The 25,772-nt window shown below is 66.5% G+C and carries 22 protein-coding genes; 18 read left to right on the top strand and 4 right to left on the bottom strand.

All coding sequences use genetic code 11. The annotated features are described in order from the left end of the window. Positions 1 to 22: 22 nt before the first annotated feature. Genes CFB35_RS10445 through map form a run of 3 tightly spaced genes read right to left on the bottom strand, consistent with a single transcriptional unit; the run spans position 23 to position 5,362 of the window. Positions 23 to 1,906: a pseudouridine synthase gene (locus tag CFB35_RS10445; protein WP_089464913.1), complete on the bottom strand. Its 1,884-nt coding sequence runs from the start codon at positions 1,904 to 1,906 to the stop codon at positions 23 to 25. Positions 1,907 to 1,922: 16 nt separating this feature from the next. After that, a complete protein-coding gene (locus CFB35_RS10440; protein WP_089464912.1) occupies positions 1,923 to 4,499 on the bottom strand; it encodes a [protein-PII] uridylyltransferase in 2,577 nt (858 codons plus the stop codon). A gap of 47 nt (positions 4,500 to 4,546) precedes the next feature. Next, entirely contained in the window at positions 4,547 to 5,362 is an 816-nt protein-coding gene (map, locus tag CFB35_RS10435; RefSeq protein WP_059573697.1) for a type I methionyl aminopeptidase, read from the bottom strand. 377 nt (positions 5,363 to 5,739) lie between these two features. On the opposite strand from map, the gene rpsB reads away from it, so the two are divergent. The 16 genes from rpsB to CFB35_RS10350 all read left to right on the top strand — a co-directional run bounded on the left by rpsB (position 5,740) and on the right by CFB35_RS10350 (position 21,423). Continuing rightward, positions 5,740 to 6,480 (top strand): 30S ribosomal protein S2, encoded by a 741-nt coding sequence (rpsB, locus tag CFB35_RS10425; RefSeq protein WP_006483818.1) that lies wholly within the window; start codon positions 5,740 to 5,742, stop codon positions 6,478 to 6,480. Positions 6,481 to 6,642: 162 nt separating this feature from the next. Then, positions 6,643 to 7,524, top strand: a complete 882-nt coding sequence (gene tsf / locus CFB35_RS10420; RefSeq protein WP_006483826.1) for a translation elongation factor Ts — start codon at positions 6,643 to 6,645, stop codon at positions 7,522 to 7,524. A 157-nt stretch (positions 7,525 to 7,681) separates the two neighbouring features. Beyond that, complete coding sequence (gene pyrH / locus CFB35_RS10415) at positions 7,682 to 8,395, top strand: UMP kinase (protein ID WP_006402648.1); 714 nt, start codon at positions 7,682 to 7,684, stop codon at positions 8,393 to 8,395. 133 nt (positions 8,396 to 8,528) lie between these two features. Next, positions 8,529 to 9,089 carry a ribosome recycling factor gene (gene frr, locus CFB35_RS10410; RefSeq protein WP_006483822.1) on the top strand — a complete coding sequence of 187 codons (561 nt, stop codon included), beginning with the start codon at positions 8,529 to 8,531 and terminating at the stop codon, positions 9,087 to 9,089. Positions 9,090 to 9,138: 49 nt separating this feature from the next. Further along, positions 9,139 to 9,921, top strand: a complete 783-nt coding sequence (gene uppS / locus CFB35_RS10405; RefSeq protein ID WP_034201584.1) for a polyprenyl diphosphate synthase — start codon at positions 9,139 to 9,141, stop codon at positions 9,919 to 9,921. Then, complete coding sequence (locus CFB35_RS10400) at positions 9,915 to 10,736, top strand: phosphatidate cytidylyltransferase (protein ID WP_059573698.1); 822 nt, start codon at positions 9,915 to 9,917, stop codon at positions 10,734 to 10,736. Before uppS ends, CFB35_RS10400 begins: the two co-directional genes overlap by 7 nt. A gap of 15 nt (positions 10,737 to 10,751) precedes the next feature. Beyond that, positions 10,752 to 11,948, top strand: a complete 1,197-nt coding sequence (locus tag CFB35_RS10395) for a 1-deoxy-D-xylulose-5-phosphate reductoisomerase (protein WP_089464911.1) — start codon at positions 10,752 to 10,754, stop codon at positions 11,946 to 11,948. Between the two features lie 11 nt (positions 11,949 to 11,959). Beyond that, positions 11,960 to 13,348, top strand: coding sequence for an RIP metalloprotease RseP (gene rseP / locus CFB35_RS10390; RefSeq protein ID WP_089464910.1), 1,389 nt, complete (start codon positions 11,960 to 11,962; stop codon positions 13,346 to 13,348). A gap of 61 nt (positions 13,349 to 13,409) precedes the next feature. Beyond that, on the top strand, positions 13,410 to 15,719 hold the full coding sequence (gene bamA / locus CFB35_RS10385; protein ID WP_059573701.1) for an outer membrane protein assembly factor BamA: 2,310 nt from the start codon (positions 13,410 to 13,412) through the stop codon (positions 15,717 to 15,719). Between the two features lie 64 nt (positions 15,720 to 15,783). Next, complete coding sequence (locus CFB35_RS10380) at positions 15,784 to 16,281, top strand: OmpH family outer membrane protein (protein WP_048248617.1); 498 nt, start codon at positions 15,784 to 15,786, stop codon at positions 16,279 to 16,281. A 16-nt stretch (positions 16,282 to 16,297) separates the two neighbouring features. After that, positions 16,298 to 17,377 (top strand): UDP-3-O-(3-hydroxymyristoyl)glucosamine N-acyltransferase, encoded by a 1,080-nt coding sequence (gene lpxD, locus CFB35_RS10375; RefSeq protein ID WP_060966269.1) that lies wholly within the window; start codon positions 16,298 to 16,300, stop codon positions 17,375 to 17,377. Positions 17,378 to 17,506: 129 nt separating this feature from the next. After that, positions 17,507 to 17,974, top strand: a complete 468-nt coding sequence (gene fabZ / locus CFB35_RS10370; protein ID WP_006495559.1) for a 3-hydroxyacyl-ACP dehydratase FabZ — start codon at positions 17,507 to 17,509, stop codon at positions 17,972 to 17,974. Between the two features lie 67 nt (positions 17,975 to 18,041). Further along, positions 18,042 to 18,830 (top strand): acyl-ACP--UDP-N-acetylglucosamine O-acyltransferase, encoded by a 789-nt coding sequence (lpxA, locus tag CFB35_RS10365; protein WP_059573703.1) that lies wholly within the window; start codon positions 18,042 to 18,044, stop codon positions 18,828 to 18,830. A 3-nt stretch (positions 18,831 to 18,833) separates the two neighbouring features. Beyond that, positions 18,834 to 20,003, top strand: a complete 1,170-nt coding sequence (gene lpxB / locus CFB35_RS10360) for a lipid-A-disaccharide synthase (protein WP_043888491.1) — start codon at positions 18,834 to 18,836, stop codon at positions 20,001 to 20,003. Further along, positions 20,000 to 20,644, top strand: a complete 645-nt coding sequence (gene rnhB / locus CFB35_RS10355) for a ribonuclease HII (protein WP_089464909.1) — start codon at positions 20,000 to 20,002, stop codon at positions 20,642 to 20,644. The genes lpxB and rnhB overlap by 4 nt, the downstream gene beginning before the upstream one ends. Next, positions 20,641 to 21,423, top strand: coding sequence for an RNA methyltransferase (locus CFB35_RS10350; RefSeq protein ID WP_059573706.1), 783 nt, complete (start codon positions 20,641 to 20,643; stop codon positions 21,421 to 21,423). Before rnhB ends, CFB35_RS10350 begins: the two co-directional genes overlap by 4 nt. Positions 21,424 to 21,526: 103 nt before the next feature. Here CFB35_RS10350 and CFB35_RS10345 read toward each other — a convergent pair whose 3' ends face one another. Next, the gene (locus tag CFB35_RS10345; RefSeq protein WP_011549549.1) at positions 21,527 to 22,342 is read right to left on the bottom strand and encodes a pyruvate, water dikinase regulatory protein; all 816 of its coding nucleotides are present in this window, start codon (positions 22,340 to 22,342) and stop codon (positions 21,527 to 21,529) included. 375 nt (positions 22,343 to 22,717) lie between these two features. Here CFB35_RS10345 and ppsA point away from each other — a divergent pair, with 375 nt between their 5' ends. Both ppsA and CFB35_RS10330 read left to right on the top strand, forming a co-directional pair. Next, positions 22,718 to 25,117 (top strand): phosphoenolpyruvate synthase, encoded by a 2,400-nt coding sequence (ppsA, locus tag CFB35_RS10335; RefSeq protein ID WP_059573707.1) that lies wholly within the window; start codon positions 22,718 to 22,720, stop codon positions 25,115 to 25,117. A gap of 209 nt (positions 25,118 to 25,326) precedes the next feature. Continuing rightward, entirely contained in the window at positions 25,327 to 25,761 is a 435-nt protein-coding gene (locus CFB35_RS10330; protein WP_059573708.1) for an NfeD family protein, read from the top strand. Positions 25,762 to 25,772: the final 11 nt, after the last annotated feature.

Below are 25,772 nucleotides of genomic sequence, written 5' to 3'. Positions count from 1 at the left end.
CGCACGTCGCGCGTGCCCGAGGTCAGAACGTCTCGTCGGCCGACAGGTAGCGCCATTGGCCCTGCGGCAGCGCGCCGAGCATCACGCGGCCCATCCGCACGCGCTTCAGGCCGATCACGTCGAGGCCGACCAGTTCGCACATGCGGCGGATCTGGCGCTTCTTGCCTTCGCGCAGCACGAAGCGCAACTGTTCGCCGTTCTGCCAGCTCACCATCGCCGGCTTCAGCGGAACGCCATCGAGCTCGAGGCCGTGGCGCAGCTTCGCGAGCGATTCCGCCGGGAAGTGCTGGTCGATGTCGATCAGTCGTTCGCCGAAGCGCACGCGCACCAGGTATTCCTTGTCGATGTCCGACTGTTCGCCGATCAGCTGCTTCGCGATCACGCCGTTCTGCGTCAGCACGAGCAGGCCGGTGGAGTCGATGTCGAGACGGCCGGCCGGCGCAAGCGCATGCAGATGCTGCGGCGAGAAGCGCAGCGGCGAATGATCGCCGCTCCAGCGGTTCGCGCGCGTGATCAGCACGGACGCCGGCTCGTAGCCGTCTTCCGCCTGGCCCGACACGTAGCCGACCGGCTTGTGCAGCAGGATCGTCACCTGCGCGGCCTGCGCGGCGCTCGCCCGCTCGTCGATCTCGATCTTCTGATCGGCGCGCACCTTGGTGCCGAGCGTGTCGATGCGTTCGCCGTCGACGAGCACCCAGCCCTTTTCGATCCATTCGTCGGCTTCGCGGCGCGAGCACATGCCGAGCTCGGACATCCGCTTCGACAGGCGCATCAGGCCCGTTTCGTCGCCGTAGTCGACATCGGCCGCCGCCGCGCGCTTGACGGGTTGCGCGGTCTTCACCGCGCCGAACGAACGGCGCTCGCCGTCGCGCGCGGGGCGGGCCGGGCGATCGCCGAAGCTGCGCTTCGCGCCTTCGCCGGCGGCCTTGTCGCGGTAGGACGGGCGTTTGCCGTCGTCGGTGCCTGCCGTGCGGCGCGGGCGTGCGTCGTCATCACGACGGGGCGGGCGATCGGACGACGTACGGCGCTCGCCATAGCTGCGCTTCGCGCCTTCGCCGGCGGCCTTGTCGCGGTAGGACGGGCGTTTGCTGTCGTCACCGCCCGCTGCACGGCGCGGACGCGTATCGTCGTCGCTGCGGCGCGGCGGGCGATCCGATGACGTATTGCGGTCGCCATAGCTGCGTTTCGCACCTTCGCCGGCAGCCTTGTCGCGATAGGACGGACGCTTGCTGTCGTCACCGCCTGCTGCGCGACGCGGACGGGCGTCGTCATCACGGCGGGGAGGGCGGTCGGAAGACGTGCGACGCTCGCCGAAGCTGCGCTTCGCGCCTTCGCCGGCCGCGTTGTCGCGATAGGACGGGCGCTTGCCTTCGTCGCCACCCGTGCGACGCGGACGTGCGTCGTCATCGCGACGCGGCGGGCGATCCGACGACGTGCGACGCTCGCCGAAGCCGCGCTTCGCGCCTTCGCCGGCCGCGTTGTCACGATAGGACGGACGCTTGCCTTCGTCGGCACCGGCACGGCGCGGCCGCGCATCGTCATCGTTGCGGCGCGGCGGGCGATCCGACGACGTGCGACGCTCGCCGAAGCTGCGCTTCGCACCTTCGCCGGCCGCATTGTCGCGATACGGCGCGCGCGTGCCGCGCTCGGCGCCGCCGTCACGCGGCGCGCGCTTGGCCGGTGCGCGATCCGCGCCGGGGCGTTCGGCGCCGGCGGCGCCGCGCGGCTTGAACGAGCGCTCGCCGGTGGCGGCCGCCGCGGGCGCCTTCTTCGGGCGGGCCGGCTTGTCCGCCGCGGGCGGCGCGGCGGGGCGTACCGCCTTGCGGGCGACGAGGCTGCCGGAGCGGACGGGGGCGCGAGTCGGCGACGCCGGCTTCGGATTCTTGACGGTTAATTTGGTGCGCATAAACGCTGGGATTCATTCAGACTGCGATCGCACGCAGCAATTCGGTTTCGAGCTGGATCTGCAGGCGGTTGTCGGACAGGCCGGCACCCGCGAGCAGGAAGATGTCTTCGACGCGCTCGCCGAGCGTATTGATCCGCGCCGCATGGACGCCGATCCGATGTTCGGCGAGTACGCGCGCGATCGAATAGAGAAGGCCCGGCCGGTCGTTGGCCGACACGGACAGGATGTAGTACTGACCGCGCTCGTCGGCCCGCAGGTCGACGCGCGGCGTGATCGGAAACGTCCGCGACAGCCGCGACAGGCGGCCCTTCGACGGCTCCGGCAGCGATGCGGTTTCCGCCAGCCGCGTCGCGAGCTGCTGCTCGACGAGATTCGCGATGTCGCGGTAGCGCACGTCGCGTTCGGTCTGCGTGACGATGAAGTTGTCGAGCGCATAGCCGTGCCGCGTCGTGCTGACGCGCGCGTCGAGCACCGACAGCCCGTTGCGGTCGAAATACGCGCAGATGCCCGCGAACAGGTCGGGGCGGTCCTTCACGTACACGAGCACCTGCAGCGCGTCGCCGATCGGCGACGGCCGCGCGCGGACGATCGCGGTTTCGGCGTTCACGTGCCGGTACAGCACGCGCGTCTGCCACGCGATGTCGGCCGCGTCGTGACGCAGGAAGAAGCCGACGTCGAGCTGATCCCACAATGCGCGGTGCGCGTCGTCGGGCACGGTTTCCAGGCGCAGCAGCGCGAGCGCCTGCTCCTGCCGTGACTTCAGCTCCGAATGCGCGTCGGGGTTCGCGCCGCCGAGCACCGCGAGCGTGATGCGGTACAGATCCTCGAGCAGCTTGCCCTTCCACGTGTTCCATACCTTCGGGCTCGTGCCGCGGATATCAGCGACGGTCAGCAGGTAGAGCGCGGTGAGGTAGCGTTCGTTGCCGACGACTTCGGCGAAGCGCTTGATGACCTCGGGATCGCTCGTGTCCTGCTTCTGCGCGACCTGGCTCATCGTCAGGTGATGCTGGACGAGCCACACGATCAGCGCCGCGTCGTCGCCGTCGATCCCGTGCTCGCGGCAGAAGCGCCGCGCGTCGGCCATCCCGAGCGTCGAGTGATCGCCGCCGCGGCCCTTCGCGATGTCGTGGAACAGCGCCGCGACGTACAGCACCCACGGCCGCTCGAAGTTGCCGATCAGCTGGCTGCAGAACGGGTATTCGTGCGCATGTTCGGCCACCGCGAAGCGGCGGATGTTGCGCAGCACCATCAGGATGTGCTGATCGACCGTGTACACGTGGTACAGGTCGTGCTGCATCTGGCCGACGATACGGCGGAAATTCAGCAGGTAGCGGCCGAGCACGCTCGTCTGGTTCATCAGCCGGAACGCATGCGTGATGCCTTCGGGCTGCTGCAGGATCTGCATGAACGTGCGGCGGTTCTGCGGATCGCGGCGCCACGCGTTGTTCATGATTTCGCGCGAGTTGTACAGCGCCCGCAGCGTGCGGGCGGACAGGCCTTTCACGCCGCGCGTCGTCTCGTACAGCAGGAACGCTTCGAGGATCGCGTCGGGATGGCGCTCGAACACGCCGTCGTCGACGATCTCGAGCATCCCCTGTTTCTCGACGAAGCGATCGGCCGACAGCACGCGCGTGATGCCGCTCGTCGCGGGGAACAGCTGCGCCTCGATGTTCTGGATCAGGATCGTCGCGAGCTGCGTGACGGCCTTCGCGGCCCAGTAGTAGCGGCGCATCAGTTGCTCGCTCGCGCGCTTGGCCTGCGTCGGCTGGTAGCCGAAGCTCTCGGCGGCCTGCGTCTGCAGGTCGAACACGAGCATGTCCTGGCGGCGCCCGGCGATCACGTGCAGCCGCGCGCGCAGCGTCTTCAGGAAGCCTTCGTTGCGACGCAGCTCGCGTGCTTCGCGGTCGGTGATGAGCCCGCGCGTGTCGAGTTCGCGCCAACTGCTGCCGAAGCCGGCCGCGCGCGCGATCCACAGGATCGTCTGCAGGTCGCGCAGCCCGCCCGGGCTTTCCTTGACGTTCGGCTCGAGGCTGTACGGCGTGTCCTGGAACTTCGCATGGCGCTGGCGCATCTCCAGCACCTTCGCGGTGAAGAACGCGCGGGCGTCGAGCGCTTCGTGGTAGCGCACGGTGAAGCGCTCGAACAGCGTGGTGCTGCCGACGATGCGGCGCGCTTCGAGCAGCGAGGTCTGCACCGTGACGTCCTGCGACGCCTCCTCGATGCACTGCGCGACCGTGCGCACGCTGCTGCCGATCTCGAGGCCGAGATCCCACGCCATCCCGATGAAGCGCTCGATGCGCGCGTCGAGCGCCGCGTCGTGCGCATCGGGCAGCAGCACGAGGATGTCGACGTCGGAATAGGGCGCGAGCTCGCCGCGCCCGTAGCCGCCGACGGCGACGAGCGCGAGCGTCGCGGGCAGCCCGCATTCGTCCCACACGCGCTTCAACGCGTCGTCGGTGAGTTTCGACAGCGCGTGCATCAGCGACGCGACGTTCGCCGCGCGGCGAAAACGCTCGAGCATTTCCGTCTTGGCGGCCTTGAATTCGGCGCGCCGCGACAGCGCTTCGGGCGAGGGGGCAGCGTGAGCGCTCATGGGCAGCCGTTCAGGTGCGAAAGTGGGGCGGGCTGGCGTGACGTCGCTCAGACGGCGGCGGCCGGTTGCGCGAACACGGGGCGCGCCGGCGTGCCGGCCGACACGGTCAGCACTTCGTAGCCGGTTTCGGTGACGAGCACCGTGTGCTCCCACTGCGCGGACAGGCTGCGGTCGCGCGTCTTGACCGTCCACTGGTCGGGCATCGTGCGGATGTCGCGCTTGCCGGCGTTGATCATCGGCTCGATCGTGAAGATCATGCCGGCCTTCAGCTCGACGCCGGTGCCCGGGCGGCCGTAGTGGACGACCTGCGGATCCTCGTGGAACACCGTGCCGATGCCGTGGCCGCAGTATTCGCGCACGACGCTGTAGCCTTGCGCTTCCGCGTGCTTCTGGATCGCGTAGCCGATGTCGCCGAGGTGCGCGCCGGGCTTGACCTGGTCGATGCCGAGCCACATGCATTCGTAGGTGGTCTGCACGAGGCGCTTCGCGAGGATCGACCCCTCGCCGACGATGAACATCCGGCTGGTGTCGCCGAAATAGCCGTTCTTGATCACGGTGATGTCGATGTTCAGCGCATCGCCGTTCTTGAGCACCTTCTCGCCCGGAATGCCGTGGCAGATCACGTCGTTGACCGAAATGCAGGTGGCCTTCGGGTACGGCGGATAGCCGGGCGGCTGGTAGTTCAGCGGCGCGGGGATCGTGCCTTGCTCGTTGAGCATGTACTCGTGGCAGAGGCGGTCGAGTTCGGCGGTCGTGACGCCCGCGACGACGTGCGGCGTGATGAAGTCGAGCACTTCGCTCGCGAGACGGCAGGCGACGCGCATCTGGGCGATATCGTGTTCGTTTTTGAGCGTAATAGCCATCGAGGTATGCCTGCAATGCGGTGAATTGACGGATTATCGCACCTTATGGCGGGCCTCGCAGCCCCTGCGGGCCGCGCGGATGCGGGTTTTCGCGGATTGTCCGGCCCGCTGCCGCACGGCACGCGAAAGTGCCGCGCGACTTGAGAGCGGACAATTCCGCGTGCTATACTCTCTGGCTAAGTCGATATCCAAATGCCGAAATTTCCCCGTCTTGGGGCGGCATCGCGATGAAAGGCTTACGGCACGGGCGTTTTGCACGTGCCGAATCGCAAGCCGGCGCAACCAGGGTGCCGGCCGCGCGGCATCCGCGCCCTTCGGGCGGGTTCGCGCGGCGGTACGGCAGCCGGCTTAAGACCCAACCCTCGTGGAGAATTTACATGGCAGTCACGATGCGCCAAATGCTGGAAGCGGGTGTCCACTTCGGTCACCAGACGCGCTTCTGGAACCCGAAGATGGCTCCGTTCATTTTCGGTCACCGCAACAAGATTCACATCATCAACCTCGAAAAGACGCTGCCGATGTTCACGGACGCACAGAAGTACGTGCGCCAGCTGGCAGCGAACCGCGGCACGATCCTGTTCGTCGGCACGAAGCGCCAGTCGCGTGACACGATCGCCCAGGAAGCGCAGCGTGCGGGCATGCCGTACGTCAACGCACGCTGGCTCGGCGGCATGATGACCAACTTCAAGACGCTGAAGGTGTCGATCAAGCGCCTGAAGGACATGGAAGCGGCTGTCGAGGCAGGCGAGCTCGAGAAGATGAGCAAGAAGGAAGCGCTGCTGTTCGAGCGCGAAATCGCCAAGCTGCAGAAGTCGATCGGCGGCGTGAAGGACATGGGCGGCATTCCGGACGCGATCTTCGTCGTCGACGTCGGCTACCACAAGATCGCCGTCACGGAAGCGAACAAGCTGGGCGTGCCGGTCATCGCCGTGGTCGATACGAACCACTCGCCGGAAGGTGTGGATTACGTGATCCCGGGTAACGACGACTCGAGCAAGGCAGTCGCGCTGTACGCGGAAGGCGTGGCCGACGCGATCCTCGAAGGCCGTGCGAACGCGGTCAACGAAGTGGTCCAGGCTGCACGCGGCGACGACGAGTACGTCGAGGAAAACGCGTAACTGGCCCCGAGCCGGCGCAAAAAGGGGGCTCTCAACAGGCCCCCTTTTTTTAAGCTTGTGCGCCGGACCTGATCGCGTCGAATCGGCGCGGGTCCGGAAACGAATCTCGGCCGTTCGCGTCCAAGCGGGCGGCGTTGTGAATACAGACTCAAGGAGCGAATGATGGCGGCAATTACCGCAAGCATGGTGGCAGAACTGCGCGCAAAGACCGACGCACCGATGATGGAGTGCAAGAAGGCGCTGACGGAAGCCGACGGCGATCTGGCCAAGGCTGAAGAACTGCTGCGCGTCAAGCTCGGCAACAAGGCGAGCAAGGCCGCGTCGCGCGTGACGGCGGAAGGCGTCGTCGCATCGTTCGTCGGCGGCAACGCAGGCGCGCTGGTCGAACTGAACTGCGAAACCGACTTCGTCGCGAAGAACGACGACTTCCTCGCGTTCTCGAAGACGGTGGCGGAACTCGTCGCGACGCAAAACCCGGCCGACGTGGCGGCACTGTCGGCGCTGCCGCTCGACGGCTCGACCGTCGACGCAGTGCGTCTGGCGCTGATCGGCAAGATCGGCGAGAACGTGTCGATCCGCCGTTTCGTCCGTTTCGAAACCGCGAACAAGATCGCCACGTACCTGCACGGCGCGCGTATCGGCGTGATCGTCGAGTACACGGGCGCGGACGAGCAGGTCGGCAAGGACGTCGCGATGCACATCGCGGCGATGAAGCCGGTCGCGCTGTCGTCGGCCGACGTGCCGGCGGAACTGATCGAGACGGAACGCCGCGTGGCCGAGCAGAAGGCCGCGGAATCGGGCAAGCCGGCCGAAATCGTCGCGAAGATGGTCGACGGCAGCGTCCAGAAGTACCTGAAGGAAGTGTCGCTGCTGAACCAGACGTTCGTGAAGAACGACAAGCAGACGATCGAGCAGATGCTGAAGGCAGCGAATGCCGCGGTGCAGAAGTTCGCGCTGTTCGTCGTCGGCGAAGGCATCGAGAAGCGCCAGGACGACTTCGCCGCCGAAGTGGCCGCGCAAGTCGCCGCAGCAAAGCAGCAGTAAGCAGTCAGGCAGTAACCGCGGCGGGCGTCCGCTCCGCCGCGGCCGGCGGCGCCGCCGGGCCGGCCGGGTACCCCGGCCCGGTCGTCGGCGCTTGCCCGAATCAGTATTTCGCCCCTACAGTTCGTGGTTGTCATCCTCTCGTCGCTCGGAAGCCCCTATGTCCAATGCCTATAAACGCGTCCTCCTCAAACTCTCCGGCGAAGCGCTGATGGGCGACGACGCCTTCGGCATCAATCGCGCGACGATCGAGCGGATGGTGGCGGATATCGCAGAAGTCGTGCGCCTCGGCACGCAGCTCGCGGTCGTGATCGGTGGCGGTAATATTTTCCGCGGCGTCGCGGGCGGCGCGGCCGGCATGGACCGCGCGACGGCCGACTACATGGGGATGCTGGCGACGATGATGAACGCGCTGGCGCTGCAGGACGCGATGCGCCACGCGGGCATCGAGGCGCGCGTGCAGTCGGCGCTGCGGATGGACCAGGTCGTCGAGCCGTACATCCGGCCCCGCGCGATCCGTCAGCTCGAGGAAGGCCGCGTCGTGATCTTCGCGGCCGGCACCGGCAACCCGTTCTTCACGACGGATACCGCGGCCGCGCTGCGCGGCTCGGAAGTGGGCGCCGAAGTCGTGCTGAAGGCGACCAAGGTCGATGGCGTATATTCTGCCGATCCGAAGAAGGATCCGTCGGCTACGCGCTATACGACGATCAGCTTCGACGAGGCGATCAGCCGCAACCTGCAGGTGATGGACGCGACGGCGTTTGCGCTGTGCCGCGACCAGAAGCTGCCGATTCGCGTGTTTTCGATCAACAAGCCGGGTGCGCTCAAGCGCATCGTGCTGGGCGAGGACGAAGGTACGCTCGTCCACGTGTAAACTCCCGCGGATGCGGGCGACTGACGGCGGGCCACCGGCTATGTGCGACTGGCTGCGGGTTGCCGGCCGCGGCGCGCGACATGCGCCGGTCGGCGCTCGCGTTCTTTGAAGGTTTGAAGGTTCGGAGGTTGAAATGAGTGTCGCTGATGTCAAGAAGGGCGTCGAGCAAAAGATGCAGCGCTCGATCGAAGCGTTCAAGAACGATCTGGCCAAGATCCGTACGGGCCGTGCACACACCGGTCTGCTCGATCACGTTCAGGTCGACTACTACGGCTCGATGGTGCCGATCTCGCAGGTCGCGAACCTGACGCTCGTCGACGCGCGCACGATCGGCGTGCAGCCGTGGGAAAAGAACATGGTCGCGAAGGTCGAGAAGGCCATCCGCGAAGCCGATCTTGGCCTGAATCCGGCCACGGCTGGCGACCTGATCCGCGTGCCGATGCCCGCGCTGACGGAAGAGCGCCGCCGCGAGCTGACCAAGGTCGTGAAGAGCGAAGGCGAAACGGCCAAGGTCGCGATCCGCAACCTGCGCCGCGACGCGAACGAAGCGCTCAAGAAGCTCGTGAAGGACAAGGAAATCTCGGAAGACGACGAGCGCCGCGCAAGCGACGACGTGCAGAAGCTGACCGACAAGCACGTGGCCGAAGTCGACAAGCTCGTGCAGACCAAGGAAGCCGAGATCATGACGGTCTGACGACCGTCCTCGCGCGCCGCCTTCTTCCCGCATTACTGTCTCAACGGCCATGACCTATACCAGCTCTACCGTTCGCGTGCCTGACGTCGGCGTCGTGCCGCGTCACATCGCGATCATCATGGACGGCAATGGCCGTTGGGCGACCGAACGCCGCTTGCCGCGCGTCGCGGGGCACACCCGCGGCGTCGATGCCGTGCGGGCGGTGGTCGAAGGCTGCGCGCGCGCCGGCGTCGAATACCTGACGCTGTTCGCGTTCAGTTCGGAAAACTGGCGCCGGCCGAACGACGAAGTGTCGTTCCTGATGCGGCTGTTCATCACCGCGCTCGAGCGCGAGGTGGGCAAGCTGCATGCGAACGGGATCCGCCTGCGTGTCGTCGGCGATCTCGACCGTTTCGAGCCGCGCATCCGTGAACTGATTCGCCGCGCCGAAACCAAGACGGCGCGCAATACCCGTCTGACGCTCACCATCGCGGCCAACTACGGCGGCCGGTGGGACATCCTGCAGGCGACGAAGAAGCTCGTCGAGCAGGCCGTGCGCGAAGGTCGCGAGATCGAAGTGACCGAGGACGCTTTCGCGCCGCACCTGGCGATGGCCTACGCGCCGGAGCCCGATCTCTTCATCCGCACGGGCGGCGAGCAGCGCGTCAGCAACTTCCTGCTGTGGCAGCTCGCGTACGCCGAATTCTATTTCACCGACAAGTACTGGCCGGATTTCGACGGCGCGGCACTGGCCGACGCGATGGCGTCGTATACCGAGCGCGAGCGCCGTTTCGGGCGCACGAGTGCGCAGCTCGAACCGCAATCGCAGAACGCCGACTCCCTTTCATGCTGAAAACCCGTGTGATCACGGCGATCGTGATGCTGGCCGTGCTGCTGCCGGTGACGCTGTTCGCGCCGCTCGCCGGGTTCGGCGCGCTGATCGGCGTCGTGCTGGTGTTCGCCGCGTGGGAGTGGGCGCGCCTGCTGAAGCTCGGCGGCGCCGCGCCGGTCGTCTATGCGCTCGTCGCGGCCCTCGCGCTCGCGGCCACCGCGCCGCTCGGCGTCGACGCGGCTTCGTCCCGTCCCCTTTTCATGGCGGCTGGCGTGTTCTGGCTGCTGGTCGGCCCGTTCGCGCTGCGGCGCAAGCCGGAACTCGCGGGGGGCGTGTGGCGACCGTTCCTGCTGGCCGCCGGCCTCGTCGTGTTCGCCGCCTGCTGGCACGCGCTCGTGGCAGCCCGCGCGCAGGGCGTGCCGTTCGTGCTGTCGCTGCTTCTGGTCGTCTGGCTGGCCGATATCGGCGCATACTTCGCCGGCAAGGCCTTCGGAAAGCGTAAACTGGCCATCACGATCAGCCCCGGCAAGAGTTGGGAAGGCGCGATCGGCGGCTGGTTCGCGGTGATGGTCGTCGCCGGTGTCGCGATGGCCGTACACGCTTTCGAACCGACCCTGTTTTCCGCGCTCGCCGCGCGCTACGGAATGCCCGGCGCGTGGGCCGCACTGACGCTGCTGGTTGCATACAGCGTGATCGGCGACCTGTTCGAGTCGCTGCTGAAGCGGCAGGCGGGCGTGAAGGATTCGAGCGGACTGCTGCCGGGCCACGGCGGCGTGCTCGATCGTGTCGACGCGCTGCTGCCGGTGCTGCCGCTCGCGATGCTGCTGCTTGGTTAAACCATTATTTCTGTTATGCAAAAACGCCTGACATTGCTCGGTTCCACGGGCTCGATCGGAGACAGCACGCTCGACGTGGTCGCGCGCCATCCCGAGCGCTTCTCGGTCTACGCGCTGACCGCGCACCGCAACGGCGACAAGCTCGTCGAGCAGTGTCTGCGCTTCGCGCCTGAAGTGGCCGTGGTCGGCGATGCCGCGACGGCCGCGCACGTCGACGCGAAACTGCGCGCGGCGGGCAGCAGGACGGTCGTGCTGCACGGGCCGCAGGCGCTCGTCGACGTGTCGAAGAGCGACGGCTGCGACACGGTGGTCGCCGCGATCGTCGGCGCGGCCGGCCTTGCGCCGAGCCTGGCGGCCGCGCGCGCCGGCAAGCGGATCCTGCTCGCGAACAAGGAAGCGCTCGTGATGTCGGGCGCGATCTTCATGGACGCCGTGCGCGACCATGGCGCGATCCTGCTGCCGGTCGACAGCGAACACAACGCGATCTTCCAGTGCATGCCGCGCGACGCGGCCGAGCACGGCGGGATCTCGAAGATCATCCTGACCGCGTCGGGCGGCCCGTTCCGCACGCGCGAGCCGGCCACGCTCGTCGACGTGACGCCGGACGAGGCGTGCAAGCACCCGAACTGGGTGATGGGCCGCAAGATCTCGGTCGATTCCGCGACGATGATGAACAAGGGCCTTGAGGTGATCGAGGCGCACTGGATCTTCGGGCTGCCGGGCGACCGGATCGACGTGCTGATCCATCCGCAGAGCGTGATCCATTCGCTCGTGTCGTATCGCGACGGCTCGGTGCTCGCGCAGCTCGGCAACCCCGACATGCGTACGCCGATCGCGCACGCGCTCGCGTTTCCCGAGCGCGTCGACGCGGGCGTCGATCAGCTCGACCTCGCGCAGATCGCCCAGTTGTCGTTCGAGAAGCCCGATTACGCGCGCTTCCCGTGCCTCGCGCTCGCGCTGAAGGCGCTCGAGGAAGGCGGTATCGCGAGCGCCGCATTGAACGCGGCGAACGAAGTGGCGGTCGAAGCATTTCTCGAGCGCCGGATCGGCTTCATGGCGATCGCGGCGACGGTCGACGCCGTGCTCAACACGCTGCCGAACCGCGCGCCCGACGGGCTCGACGACGTCCTCGCGGCGGATGCCGAGGCTCGCCGCCTCGCCGCCGCGATCATTGCGAAAGCGCCTGCGCCACGCGTGGAGCGTGCGGTCTGAATGGAGTGCTCATGAACGTACTGGTCGAACTGGTCGCGTTTGCGGTGGCGATCGGGGTGCTGGTCGTCGTGCATGAGTATGGACACTATCGCGTCGCGCGCTGGTGCGGCGTGAAGGTGCTGCGTTTCTCGATCGGCTTCGGCCAGCCCGTCGCGCGCTGGGTCAGCCGCAGGACGGGCACCGAGTGGACGCTGTCCGCGCTGCCGCTCGGCGGCTACGTGAAGATGCTCGACGAGCGCGATCCAGGCCCGGGCGGCATTCCGCCCGAGGAACTCGGGCAGGCATTCAACCGCCAGTCGGTCTACAAGCGCATCGCGATCGTCGCGGCCGGACCGATTGCGAACTTCCTGCTGGCAATCGTGCTGTTCTCCGCCATATTCGCCACCGGCGTGACCGAGCCGACCGCGATCGTCGCGCCGCCGGCCGCCGGCACGGTGGCGGCTCGCGCGGGCTTCGACGGCGGCGAGACGGTCGTGTCGATCCGCGACGTGCGCGTGAGCGACGCGCAGGGCGGCGAGTCGGAGCCGGTGCGATCGTGGTCGGACCTGCGCTGGAAGCTGCTGTCGGCCGCGCTGGACCATCGCGAGGTCGTGCTCGGCGCGCGCGACGGCAATGCGACGTTCGATTTCCGCGTCGACCTGCGCAACGTGCCCGACAGCCAGCTCGACGACGACTTCATGGCCCATCTGGGCTTCGAGGCCGGCGGCGGCACGTTGTCGGTCGCGTCGGTGCAGCCGGGCAGCGCGGCGGAGCAGGCGGGCCTGAAGGCCGGCGACAAGCTGGTCGCGCTCGACGGCAAGCCGATCGGCGGCGCGTCGCGTTTCATCGATACGGTGAAGCACCATGCGGGTCAGCCGCTCGCACTGCAGATCGAACGCAACGGCGCCGCGCGGACGGTGTCGATCGTGCCGCAGATGCAGCGCGACGACGAATCGGGGCAGCAGGTCGGCCGCATCGGCGCGGCGCTGTCGATGCACGCGCCGTCGGTGGACGTGCGCTACGGGCCGATCGAGAGCCTGCGGCTCGGCGCGCACCGCACTTGGGACATTTCCGTGTATTCGCTGAAGATGTTCGGGCGGATGATCACGGGCAACGCGTCGTTGAAGAACCTGTCGGGCCCGGTGACGATCGCCGACTACGCGGGCAAGAGCGCACGGCTCGGTCCGTCGGCGTTCCTGTCGTTCCTCGCCCTTGTCAGCATTAGCCTTGGCGTCCTGAACTTGTTGCCGATTCCCGTTTTGGACGGGGGGCATCTGTTATATTATGCGGTTGAAGCCGCGACCGGGAAAGCCGTATCGGAGCGCTGGCAGCTGATTCTGCAAAGAGCCGGGTTGATCTGCATCGTCGCGTTGTCGGCGATCGCGCTGTTCAACGATCTGGCTCGGTTAATCCATTTCTGAAGCGTCAGGCGGCGGCCGCTGGCCAGCCGCCCGATTTGATGCAGCTAAATATTGGGGATGCATGTTGTTCAAACCTCATCGCTTTGTACCTAAGACAGTTGCAGCGGCCGCGCTCGCCGCGCACGGCCTCGCGGCGCATGCAGCGGCACCGTTCGTGGTGCAAGACATCAAGATCGAGGGGCTGCAGCGCGTCGAAGCGGGTTCGGTGTTCGCCTATCTGCCGATCAAGCAGGGCGATACCTTCACGGACGACAAGGCATCCGAAGCAATCCGCGCGTTGTACGCGACGGGCTTTTTCAACGACGTGCGCGTCGCCACGCAGGGCAACGTCGTGATCGTGCAGGTGCAGGAGCGGCCGGCCATCGCGTCGATCGACTTCACCGGCACGAAGGAATTCGACAAGGACAACCTGACTAAGGCGCTGCGTGCGGTCGGCCTCGCCGACGGCCGCTACTACGACAAGGCGCTCGTCGACAAGGCGGAGCAGGAGCTCAAGCGCCAGTACCTGACGCGCGGCTTCTATGCGGCCGAAGTCAAGACGACGATCACGCCGGTCGACGCGAACCGCGTGTCGATCCTGTTCGCGGTGGCCGAAGGCCCGAGCGCGAAGATCCGCCAGATCAACTTCATCGGCAACAAGGCGTTCAGCACGAGCACGCTGCGCGACGAGATGCAGTTGTCGACGCCGAACTGGTTTTCCTGGTACACGAAGAACGACCTGTACTCGAAGGAAAAGCTCACGGGCGACCTCGAGGCCGTGCGCTCGTACTACCTGAACCGCGGCTACCTCGAGTTCAACATCGAGTCGACCCAGGTATCGATCTCGCCGGACAAGAAGGACATGTACCTGACGGTCACGCTGCACGAAGGCGAGCCGTACACGGTGTCGGGCATCAAGCTGTCGGGCAACCTGCTCGATCGCGAGGCCGAACTCAACAAGCTGATCAAGATCAAGCCGGGCGACCGCTTCTCGGCCGAAAAGCTGCAGCAGACCACCAAGTCGATCGTCGACAAGCTCGGCGAATACGGCTACGCATTCGCGACCGTCAACGCGCAGCCGGACATCGACCAGGCGAACCACAAGGTGAACCTGAACCTCGTCGTCGATCCGAGCCGCCGCGTGTACGTGCGCCGCATCAACGTGGTCGGCAACACGCGTACGCGCGACGAAGTGGTGCGCCGCGAAATGCGCCAGCTCGAAAGCTCGTGGTTCGACTCGAACCGCCTCGCGCTGTCGAAGGACCGCGTGAACCGCCTCGGCTACTTCACCAACGTCGACGTGACGACGGTGCCGGTCGAAGGCACGAACGACCAGGTCGACGTGAACGTGAAGGTCGACGAAAAACCGACCGGCGCGATCACGCTGGGCGCCGGCTTCTCGTCGACGGACAAGGTCGTGCTGTCGGCCGGCGTGTCGCAGGACAACGTGTTCGGCTCGGGCACGAGCCTGTCGGTGAACGTCAACACCGCGAAGAGCTACCGCACGCTGACCGTCACGCAGGTCGATCCGTACTTCACGGTCGACGGCATCAAGCGGATCACCGACGTCTACTACCGCACGTACCAGCCGCTCTACTATTCGACGAGCTCGAGCTTCCGGATCATCAGCGCGGGCGGCAACCTGAAGTTCGGCATTCCGTTCTCGGAAGTCGACACCGTCTACTTCGGCGCGGGCTTCGAACAGAACCGCCTCGACGTCGATTCGAACACGCCGCAGAGCTACCAGGATTACGTGAACGAGTTCGGCCGCGTGTCGAACACGGTGCCGCTGACGGTGGCATGGTCGCGCGACGCGCGTGACAGCGCGCTGATTCCGAGCCGCGGCTACTTCACGCAGGCGAACATGGAGTACGGCGTGCCGGTCGGCAAGATCCAGTACTACAAGGCCGACCTGCAGGCGCAGTACTACTATTCGTTCTCGCGCGGCTTCATCCTGGGCCTGAACCTGCAAGGCGGCTACGGTAACGGTATCGGCAACCCGTACCCGATCTTCAAGAACTACTACGCGGGCGGTATCGGCTCCGTGCGGGGCTACGAGCCGAGCTCGCTGGGCCCGCGCGACACGAAGACGAACGATCCGATCGGCGGTTCGAAGATGCTGGTCGGCAACATCGAGCTGACGTTCCCGCTGCCGGGCACCGGCTACGACCGTACGCTGCGCGTGTTCACGTTCCTCGACGGCGGTAACGTGTGGGGCAATGCGCCGGGCGGCACGAGTACGGGCGCCAACGGCCTGCGCTACGGCTATGGTGTGGGTCTCGCGTGGATCTCGCCGATCGGCCCGCTGAAGCTGAGCCTCGGCTTCCCGCTGCAGAAGCACGAAGGCGACCAGTACCAGAAATTCCAGTTCCAGATCGGGACGGCGTTCTGACCGAACGCATGACAACAGCAACGAGAGGGTAATTTTGCTAACCGGTAAGTTTTCGAAACGAGTGATGTGCGCGCTGACCGTTGCGCTGGCCCTGGGCGCGGCAACGGTGCACGCACAGGACGTCGCCCGCATCGCGGCGGTCAATTCGGATCGGATCCTGCGCGAGTCGGCGCCCGCGAAGGCGGCGCAGACGAAGCTCGAAGCCGAGTTCGCGAAGCGTGACAAGGATCTGCAGGACCTGGCGGCCCGTCTGAAGTCGATGTCCGATTCGCTCGACAAGAACGGCACGTCGCTGTCGGCGGCCGATCGCGCGCAGAAGCAGCGCGATCTGGCGCAACTCGACACCGACTTCCAGCGCAAGCAGCGCGAGTTCCGCGAAGACCTGAACCAGCGGCGCAACGAAGAGCTGGCGGCCGTGCTGGAAAGGGCGAACAAGGTCATCAAGCAGATCGCCGAGCAGCAGAATTACGACCTGATCGTGCAGGAAGCCGTGTACGTCAGCCCGCGCATCGACATCACCGACAAGGTGCTCAAGGCGCTCGCGTCCGGCTCGACGAACTGAACGGAGCAGACGACGAATGGCATTGACGCTTGAGGCACTCGTAAAGCGGTTCGGCGGCGAGATCGCCGGCGACGCACAGTGCACGGTCGGCGGCCTCGCGCCGCTCGACCAGGCAGGCCCTCAGCAGCTCGCGTTCCTCGCGAACCCGAAGTACCTGTCGCAGGTCGAGACGACCCGCGCCGGCGCGGTGCTGATCGCGCCGAAGGATCTGGAAAAGCTGGGCGCGGCCGCGAAGGGTCGCAACTTCATCGTGACGCCGAATCCGTACGCGTACTTCGCGCGCGTCGCGCAGATGTTCATCGATCTCGCCACGCCGCCGCGCGCGGCCGGCGTGCACCCGAGCGCGACGATCGATCCGGCCGCGAAGGTCGCCGCGACCGCGGTGATCGGCCCGCACGTGACGGTCGAGGCCGGCGCGGTGATCGAAGACGGCGTGCAGCTCGACGCGAACGTATTCGTCGGCCGCGGCACGACGATCGGCGCCGGCTCGCACTTCTATCCGAACGCATCGGTGTACCACGGCTGCAAGATCGGCCCGCGCGCGATCGTCCATGCGGGTGCCGTGATCGGCTCCGACGGCTTCGGCTTCGCGCCGGATTTCGTCGGCGACGGCGACGCGCGCACCGGCAGCTGGGTCAAGATTCCGCAGGTCGGCGGCGTGACGATCGGCCCGGACGTCGAAATCGGCGCGAACACGACGATCGACCGCGGTGCGATGGCGGATACCGTCATCGAGGAATGCGTGAAGATCGACAACCAGGTCCAGATCGGCCACAACTGCCGGATCGGCGCGTACACGGTGATCGCCGGCAGCGCCGGCATCGCGGGCAGCACGACGATCGGCCGCCATTGCATGATCGGCGGCGCGGCCGGGATCGCCGGCCACGTGACGCTCGGCGACTATGTCATCATCACCGCGAAGTCGGGCGTATCGAAGTCGCTGCCGAAGGCCGGCATCTATACCAGCGCGTTCCCGGCCGTCGACCACGGCGAGTGGAACAAGAGCGCCGCGCTCGTGCGCAACCTCGATAAGCTGCGCGAGCGCATCAAGGCGCTCGAAGCCGCGCTCGCCGCCCAGGGCGGCACCCACGCCTGAGCCCATCATGCGAGACCACGAACCGGGCACGGCCAGCGCAACCGGCCCGGTTTGCCAGACTGGGCCGCGCGGCGGCCCGCTTCAGCCTTTGCATCACCACCGCGCAGCCTCTGCGTGAGACGAACCATCATGAGCACTGAAAAAATCAATCTCGACATCCACAAGATCCTCACGCTGCTGCCGCATCGCTACCCGATTCTGCTCGTCGACCGCGTGCTCGAACTCGAACCGCACAAAGGGATCAAAGCGCTGAAGAACGTGTCGATCAACGAGCCGTTCTTCCAGGGGCATTTCCCGAAGCGGCCGGTGATGCCGGGCGTGCTGATCCTCGAGGCGCTCGCACAGGCCGCGGCGCTGCTGACGTTCGCGGAAGAGCAGCCGAAGGATCCGGAGAACACGCTGTACTACTTCGTCGGGATCGACGGTGCGCGCTTCAAGCGCGTGGTCGAACCGGGCGACCAGCTGATCCTGAACGTGACGTTCGAGCGCTACATTCGCGGCATCTGGAAGTTCAAGGCGGTGGCGGAAGTCGACGGCAAGGTCGCGGCGGAAGCCGAGCTGATGTGCACGGTCAAGACGGCCGACGCGGCGCCCTGAGCGACGCGGCACGCATGGGCAACATAACGCGAGCAACGCGACACATCATATCGAGAGGCAACGGCGCATGACCAGGATTCATCCTACCGCGATCGTCGAGCCGGGCGCGCAGATCGACGAATCGGTCGAGATCGGCCCGTACGCGATCGTCGGCCCGCACGTCACGATCGGCGCGCGCACGACGATCGGCTCGCACAGCGTGATCGAAGGCCATACGACGCTCGGCGAGGACAACCGCATCGGCCATTACGCGTCGGTCGGCGGGCGTCCGCAGGACATGAAGTACAAGGACGAGCCGACGAAGCTCGTGATCGGCAACCGCAACACGATCCGCGAATTCACGACGATCCACACGGGCACCGTGCAGGACGTCGGCGTGACGACGCTCGGCGACGACAACTGGATCATGGCCTACGTGCACATCGGCCACGACTGCCGCGTCGGCAACAACGTGATCCTGTCGAGCAACGCGCAGATGGCCGGCCACGTCGAGATCGGCGACTTTGCGATCATCGGCGGCATGTCGGGCGTGCACCAGTTCGTGCGCATCGGCGCGCATTCGATGCTGGGCGGCGCGTCGGCGCTCGTGCAGGACATCCCGCCGTTCGTGATCGCGGCGGGCAACAAGGCCGAGCCGCACGGGATCAACGTCGAAGGGCTGCGCCGGCGCGGCTTCTCGGCCGACGCGATCTCGGCGCTGCGCAGCGCGTACCGCGTGCTGTACAAGAACAGCCTGTCGCTCGAGGAAGCGAAGGTGCAACTGCGCGAGCTCGCGGAAGCGGGCGGCGACGGCGATGCACCGGTGAAGGCGCTCGTCGAGTTCATCGACGCGTCGCAACGCGGCATCATCCGCTAAGCGATGCCGCTTCCGACCAACCAGCTCCGGCTCGCGATGGTGGCCGGCGAACCGTCGGGCGACCTGCTCGCGGCCTCGCTGCTCGGCGGCCTGCGCGAGCGGCTGCCCGAATCGGCCCAGTATTACGGGATCGGCGGGCAGCGCATGATCGCGCAGGGCTTCGACTCGCACTGGCAGATGGACAAGCTGACCGTGCGCGGCTATGTCGAGGCGCTGGGCCAGATTCCCGAGATCCTGCGGATTCGCGGCGAACTGAAGCGCCAACTGCTCGCCGAGCGGCCGGACGCGTTCATCGGCGTCGACGCGCCCGATTTCAACTTCAACGTCGAACAGGCCGCGCGCGACGCGGGCATCCCGTCGATCCACTTCGTGTGCCCGTCGATCTGGGCGTGGCGCGGCGGCCGGATCAAGAAGATCGCGAAATCCGTCGACCACATGCTGTGCCTGTTCCCGTTCGAACCGGCGATCCTCGACAAGGCCGGCGTCGCATCGACCTACGTCGGTCATCCGCTCGCCGATGAAATCCCGCTCGAACCCGATACGCACGGCGCGCGCATTGCGCTCGGCCTGCCGGCCGACGGCCCCGTGATCGCGGTGCTGCCGGGCAGCCGGCGCTCGGAGATCGCGCTGATCGGCCCGACGTTCTTCGCGGCGATGGCGCTGATGCAGCAGCGCGAGCCCGGCGTGCGGTTCGTGATGCCGGCCGCGACGCCCGCGCTGCGCGAACTGCTGCAGCCGCTCGTCGACGCACATCCGCAGCTCGCGTTGACGATCACCGACGGCCGTTCGCAGGTCGCGATGACGGCCGCCGACGCGATCCTCGTGAAGAGCGGCACCGTCACGCTGGAAGCCGCGCTGCTGAAAAAGCCGATGGTGATCTCGTACAAGGTGCCCTGGCTGACCGGGCAGATCATGCGCCGGCAGGGCTACCTGCCGTATGTCGGCCTGCCGAACATCCTGGCGGGGCGCTTCGTCGTGCCCGAGCTGCTGCAGCATTTCGCGACGCCCGAGGCGCTCGCCGATGCGACGCTCACGCAGCTGCGCGACGACGCGAACCGCCGCACGCTGACCGAAGTGTTTACCGAAATGCATCTTTCGCTGCGGCAGAACACGGCCGCGAAGGCGGCCGAGGCCGTCGTGCGCGTGCTCGAACAACGCAAGGGGCGCGCATGACCGCAGTCCGTGCGCCACGCCGCCGCGCGTCGGGCGACGTGCAGGGCGGTTTCGATTTCAGCCGCCCGGACGAGATCGTCTGCGGCGTCGACGAAGCCGGCCGCGGCCCGCTCGCGGGGCCGGTGGTGGCCGCCGCGGTGATCCTCGATCCGGCTCGGCCGATCGACGGGCTCGACGATTCGAAAGCGCTGTCCGCGAAGAAGCGCGACATGCTGTACGAACTGATCGTCGCGCGTTCGCACGCGTATTGCGTCGCGTCGGCGAGTGTCGACGAGATCGATACGCTGAACATCCTGCACGCGACGATGCTCGCGATGAAGCGGGCCGTCGAAGGCCTGTCGGTGCTGCCGACGCTTGCGCAGATCGACGGCAACCGTTGCCCGACGCTGAGCGTGCGCGCCGAGGCGATCGTCAGCGGCGACGCGCTCGTGCCGAGCATCTCGGCCGCGTCGATCCTCGCGAAGGTCACGCGCGACCGCATGCTGGTCGACCTGCACGAACGCTTCCCGGTGTACGGCTTCAACGTACATGCAGGCTACGGCACCGCGAAACATCTTGCCGCACTGCGCGAGCACGGCCCGTGCGAAGCGCACCGGCGCTCGTTCGCGCCGGTTCGTGCGGCGCTCGATCTGATTCGATGAAAAGCATCACTTCCCGCGACAACCCGCTGTACAAGCGCCTGAAGGCGCTCGCGGGTTCGACGCCCCAGCAGCGCCGCAGCGGCCAGGCGCTGCTCGAAGGTTTCCATCTCGCGAGCGCGTACCTCGATACGGGCGCGACGCCGGAGCTGTGCGTCACGACCGAAGGCGCGCTCGGCCACGCGGAGGCGCAGGCGATCGTCGCGCGCATCGACGCGCAGCGGGTCGTCTCGCTGCCGGACGCGCTGTTCGGGCAGTTGTCCAACGTCGTCAACGGCGTCGGCTTCCTGCTGCTGGTCGACCGGCCGGCGCACCCGCTGCCCGCGCGCGTGACGCATACGTCGGTCGTGCTCGACGGCGTGCAGGATGCCGGCAACGTCGGCTCGATCCTGCGCAGCGCGGCGGCGGCCGGCGTGCGTCACGTGTTCTGCGCGCCGGGGACGGCCTATGCGTGGTCGTCGAAGGTGCTGCGCTCGGGCATGGGCGCGCATTTCCTGTTGTCGATCCATGAGGACGTCGAAGCCGCGACGCTTGCCGAACGCCTCGACGTACCGGTCGCGCTGACCGATTCGCACGGCGCGCGCGCGGTTTACGACTGCGATCTGTCGGGGCCCGTCGCATGGGTGTTCGGCAACGAAGGCGCCGGCGTGTCGGCATTCTGGCGCGACGCGGCCACGCATCGCGTGACGATTCCGCAGCCGGGCGGGATGGAGTCGCTGAACGTCGCGGCCGCCGCCGCGGTGTGCCTGTTCGAGCAGGTGCGGCAGCAGCGGCCCGCGTGACGCCGCACGCGCGCAATGAATTACCGTAAAACGAAACAAGGCCGCGTTCGACGCGGCCTTGTTGCTTTCGGCGGCGGCTGGACAGCCGCCCGCGCATCCGCGCTCAGTACGACTGCCGGTCGAGGCGGATTTCCTGCAGGATCGTCGTCGCGATTTCCTCGATCGACTTGTGCGTCGACGACAGCCACTTGATCCCCTCGCGGCGCATCATCGCCTCGGCCTCGTTGATCTCGTAGCGGCAGTTCTCGGGCGCCGCGTACTTGCTGCCGGGCCGGCGTTCGTTGCGGATCTCCGACAGGCGCTGCGGGTCGATCGACAGCCCGAACAGCTTCTCGCTGTACGGCGCCAGCGCCGACGGCAGCTTGCCGCGTTCGAAATCCTCCGGAATCAGCGGATAGTTGGCGGCCTTCACGCCGTACTGCATCGCGAGGTACAGGCTCGTCGGCGTCTTGCCGCTGCGCGACACGCCGACCAGGATCACGTCGGCCTCCGACAGGTTGCGGTTCGACTGGCCGTCGTCGTGCGCGAGCGAGAAGTTGATCGCCTCGATCCGCGTCTTGTATTCCTCGGTGTCCGCGTTCTGGTGGCCGCGGCCCATCGCGTGGCTCGACTTGAGCTCCAGTTCCTGCTCGAGCGGTTCGACGAAGCGCTGGAACATGTCGAGCACGAGCGCGTTCGAGCGTTTGACGATGTCGTTCGACTCGCTGTCCACGAGCGTCGTGAACACGATCGCGCGACGGCCGTCGTGCACGGCGGCCTCGTTGATTTTCTCAACGGTCGCGTAGGCCTTGTCGAGCGAGTCGACGAACGGCACGCGCACGAGGCGGAATTTCTGGTCGAACTGGGAGAGGATCGAGTGCGCGAAGGTTTCGGCAGTGATCCCGGTGCCGTCGGAGACGATGAATACGGTAGGCAGCATGAATCTGGACGTCGAGCGTGAAGGGCGGTTGCGCGGACCGCTGGAGGTTCGCCTCCACACGCAGTGACAAGGTCGCGCCACATCCGGCAGCCGGCACGGTAGAATAGCGGCAACCTGTTGGATAAGCAATTGCGGGGCGGGGCGCGAACGGCGGCCCGTAGCTGGGCCGCACGATTCCAGAATTCCCGGCAAGTCTGGCGATTTGTCTGCAAATATCGCCCTTCTGCCGGGATTTTTGCAAATCGGGTCGGAACATTTTCGCCGCTGCGAGTGCTTATCTAACAGGTTGCGCAAGACGCGCCGCGCCTTTTTGCAAGCGCCCGCGTTCGAGCCCACTTGCGCGATCGAGCATTTTTTTCACACTTAGGGGCTTGTATGACTAACGCAGCAAACGTCGCAAAGGACCAGGCGTATGTAATTCCGTTCGAGCAGTTGCGGATGACCGATGTGGAAATCGTGGGCGGCAAGAATGCGTCGCTCGGCGAGATGATCAGCCAGCTTTCCGAAGCAGGCGTTCGCGTACCCACCGGTTTCGCCACGACCGCGCTCGCATTCCGCGATTTCCTCAAGCACAACGACCTCACCGATCGCATCGCCAAGCGTCTCGAGTCGCTCGACATCGACGACGTGAAGGCGCTCGCCGAAGCCGGTGCCGAAATCCGCAAGTGGATCGTCGACGCGCCGCTGCAGCCGCGCCTCGAGCAGGAAATCCGCGCGCAGTTCGAAGTGCTGAAGAACGGCTCGCCGAGCGAGCTGTCGTTCGCCGTGCGCTCGTCGGCGACCGCGGAAGACCTGCCCGACGCATCGTTCGCGGGCCAGCAGGAGTCGTATCTGAACGTCGTCGGCATCGACGACGTGCTCGACCGCATGAAGCACGTGTTCGCGTCGCTGTATAACGACCGCGCGATCTCGTACCGCGTGCACAAGGGCTTCACGCACGCCGAAGTCGCGCTGTCGGCCGGCGTGCAGCGCATGGTCCGCTCGGACGTCGGCGCCGCCGGCGTGATGTTCACGATCGATACCGAATCGGGCTTCAAGGACGCCGTGTTCATCACGTCGAGCTACGGCCTGGGCGAAACCGTCGTGCAGGGCGCGGTGAACCCGGACGAGTTCTACGTGTTCAAGACGACGCTCGCGCAGGACAAGTATCCGATCATCCGCCGCTCGATCGGCTCGAAGCTGATCAAGATGGAATTCACGCAGCCGGGCGAGCCGGGCCGCGTGAAGACGGTCGACGTGCCGCACGAGCAGCGCAACCGCTACTCGATCACCGACGAAGACGTGATCGAGCTCGCGAAGTACGCGGTCATCATCGAGAAGCACTACCAGCGTCCGATGGACATCGAGTGGGGCAAGGACGGCCGCGACGGCAAGATCTTCATCCTGCAGGCACGCCCGGAAACGGTGAAGAGCCAGGCATCCGGCAAGGCCGAGCAGCGCTTCAAGCTGAAGGGTCAGTCGCAGGTGCTCGCGACGGGCCGTGCGATCGGCCAGAAGATCGGTGCGGGCCCCGTGCGCGTGATCCAGGATCCGTCGGAAATGGAACGCGTGCAGCCGGGCGACGTGCTGGTGGCCGACATGACCGACCCGAACTGGGAGCCGGTGATGAAGCGCGCGGCGGCGATCGTCACGAACCGCGGCGGCCGCACCTGCCACGCGGCGATCATCGCGCGTGAGCTCGGCGTGCCGGCGGTGGTCGGCTGCGGCGATGCGACCGACATCCTGAAGGACGGCGCGCTCGTCACCGTGTCGTGCGCGGAAGGCGACGAAGGCAAGATCTACGACGGTCTGCTCGAGACGGAAGTCACGGAAGTGCAGCGCGGCGAACTGCCGGAAATCCCGGTCAAGATCATGATGAACGTCGGCAATCCGCAGCTCGCGTTCGACTTCTCGCAACTGCCGAACGGTGGTGTTGGCCTCGCGCGTCTCGAGTTCATCATCAACAACAACATCGGCGTGCACCCGAAGGCGATTCTCGAGTACCCGAACATCGACCAGGACCTGAAGAAGGCGGTCGAGAGCGTCGCGCGCGGCCACGCGTCGCCGCGTCAGTTCTACGTCGACAAGCTGACGGAAGGCGTCGCGACGATCGCGGCGGCGTTCTATCCGAAGCCCGTGATCGTGCGTCTGTCCGACTTCAAGTCGAACGAGTACAAGAAGCTGATCGGCGGTTCGCGCTACGAGCCGGACGAGGAAAACCCGATGCTGGGCTTCCGCGGCGCGTCGCGCTACATCGCCGACGACTTCGCGCAGGCGTTCGAGATGGAATGCCGTGCACTGAAGCGCGTGCGTGACGAGATGGGCCTGACCAACGTCGAGATCATGGTGCCGTTCGTGCGGACCGTGAAGCAGGCGGAGCGCGTCGTCGGCCTGCTCGAGAAGTTCGGCCTGAAGCGCGGCGAAAACGGCCTGCGCCTCGTGATGATGTGCGAAGTCCCGACCAACGCGATCCTCGCCGAAGAGTTCCTGGAACACTTCGACGGTTTCTCGATCGGCTCGAACGACCTCACGCAGCTCACGCTCGGCCTCGACCGCGATTCGGGCATGGAACTGCTCGCAGTCGACTTCGACGAACGCGACCCGGCCGTCAAGTTCCTGCTGAAGCGTGCGATCGATACCTGCCGCAAGATGGGCAAGTACGTCGGTATCTGCGGCCAGGGCCCGTCCGATCACCCGGATTTCGCGCAATGGCTGACCGACGAAGGCATCGCGTCGATCTCGCTGAACCCGGACACGATCATCGATACGTGGCAGGCGCTCGCCAACCGGAAGTAACGATCCGTCATGCAACTTCGGCGAAAGGGCGGTCCACCGCGCTTTCGTTGAAGGCAAAATGCAAGGTTCATGCTATAAACACCCCGGTAAGCACCGGGGTGTTTTTTTTCGTCGGTACGCGCCGGCCGCCCCTGGCGCGCCGACCGCTTCGTACAGTTGCAAGCGCGGCGAATATAGTGAGCATCGGGGGCGTTTTTCTGGAGACCACAATGATGTCGGGGCATCTGTTCTGGTGGGTCGGGGTAGGCGTGCTGGTCGTCGCCGAGTTGCTGACGGGCACGTTCTATCTGTTGATGATCGCACTCGGCTTTCTCGCGGGCGGCTTGCTGCAACTGGCCGGCTTCGCGCCGCACGTGCAGTTCGGCGCGGCGGCCGCGGTGGCGATCGTCGCGATGGTCGTGCTGCGCCGGTCGGGGCTCGGCCGCAAGCAGAAGCGCGACACGTCGGCGAATCCCGACGTCAATCTCGATATCGGCTCGACCGTCACGGTCGACGCGTGGCGTGACGGCCGCGCGCGCGTGCAGTATCGCGGCGCCGACTGGGACGTCGAGCTCGCGCACGGCGAGCGCGACGATGCGCACGTGTACCAGGTGAGCGCCGTGCGCGGCAATTGTCTCGTGGTCGTGGCGAAACCCGCGGGCTGATCGTCCGCCAA

Source organism: Burkholderia sp. AU16482 (assembly GCF_002223285.1).
Classification (GTDB): Bacteria; Pseudomonadota; Gammaproteobacteria; order Burkholderiales; family Burkholderiaceae; genus Burkholderia; species Burkholderia semiarida.
The sequence above is the reverse complement of the archived record's forward strand: the minus strand, read 5'-3'. Positions and strand labels throughout refer to the sequence as shown.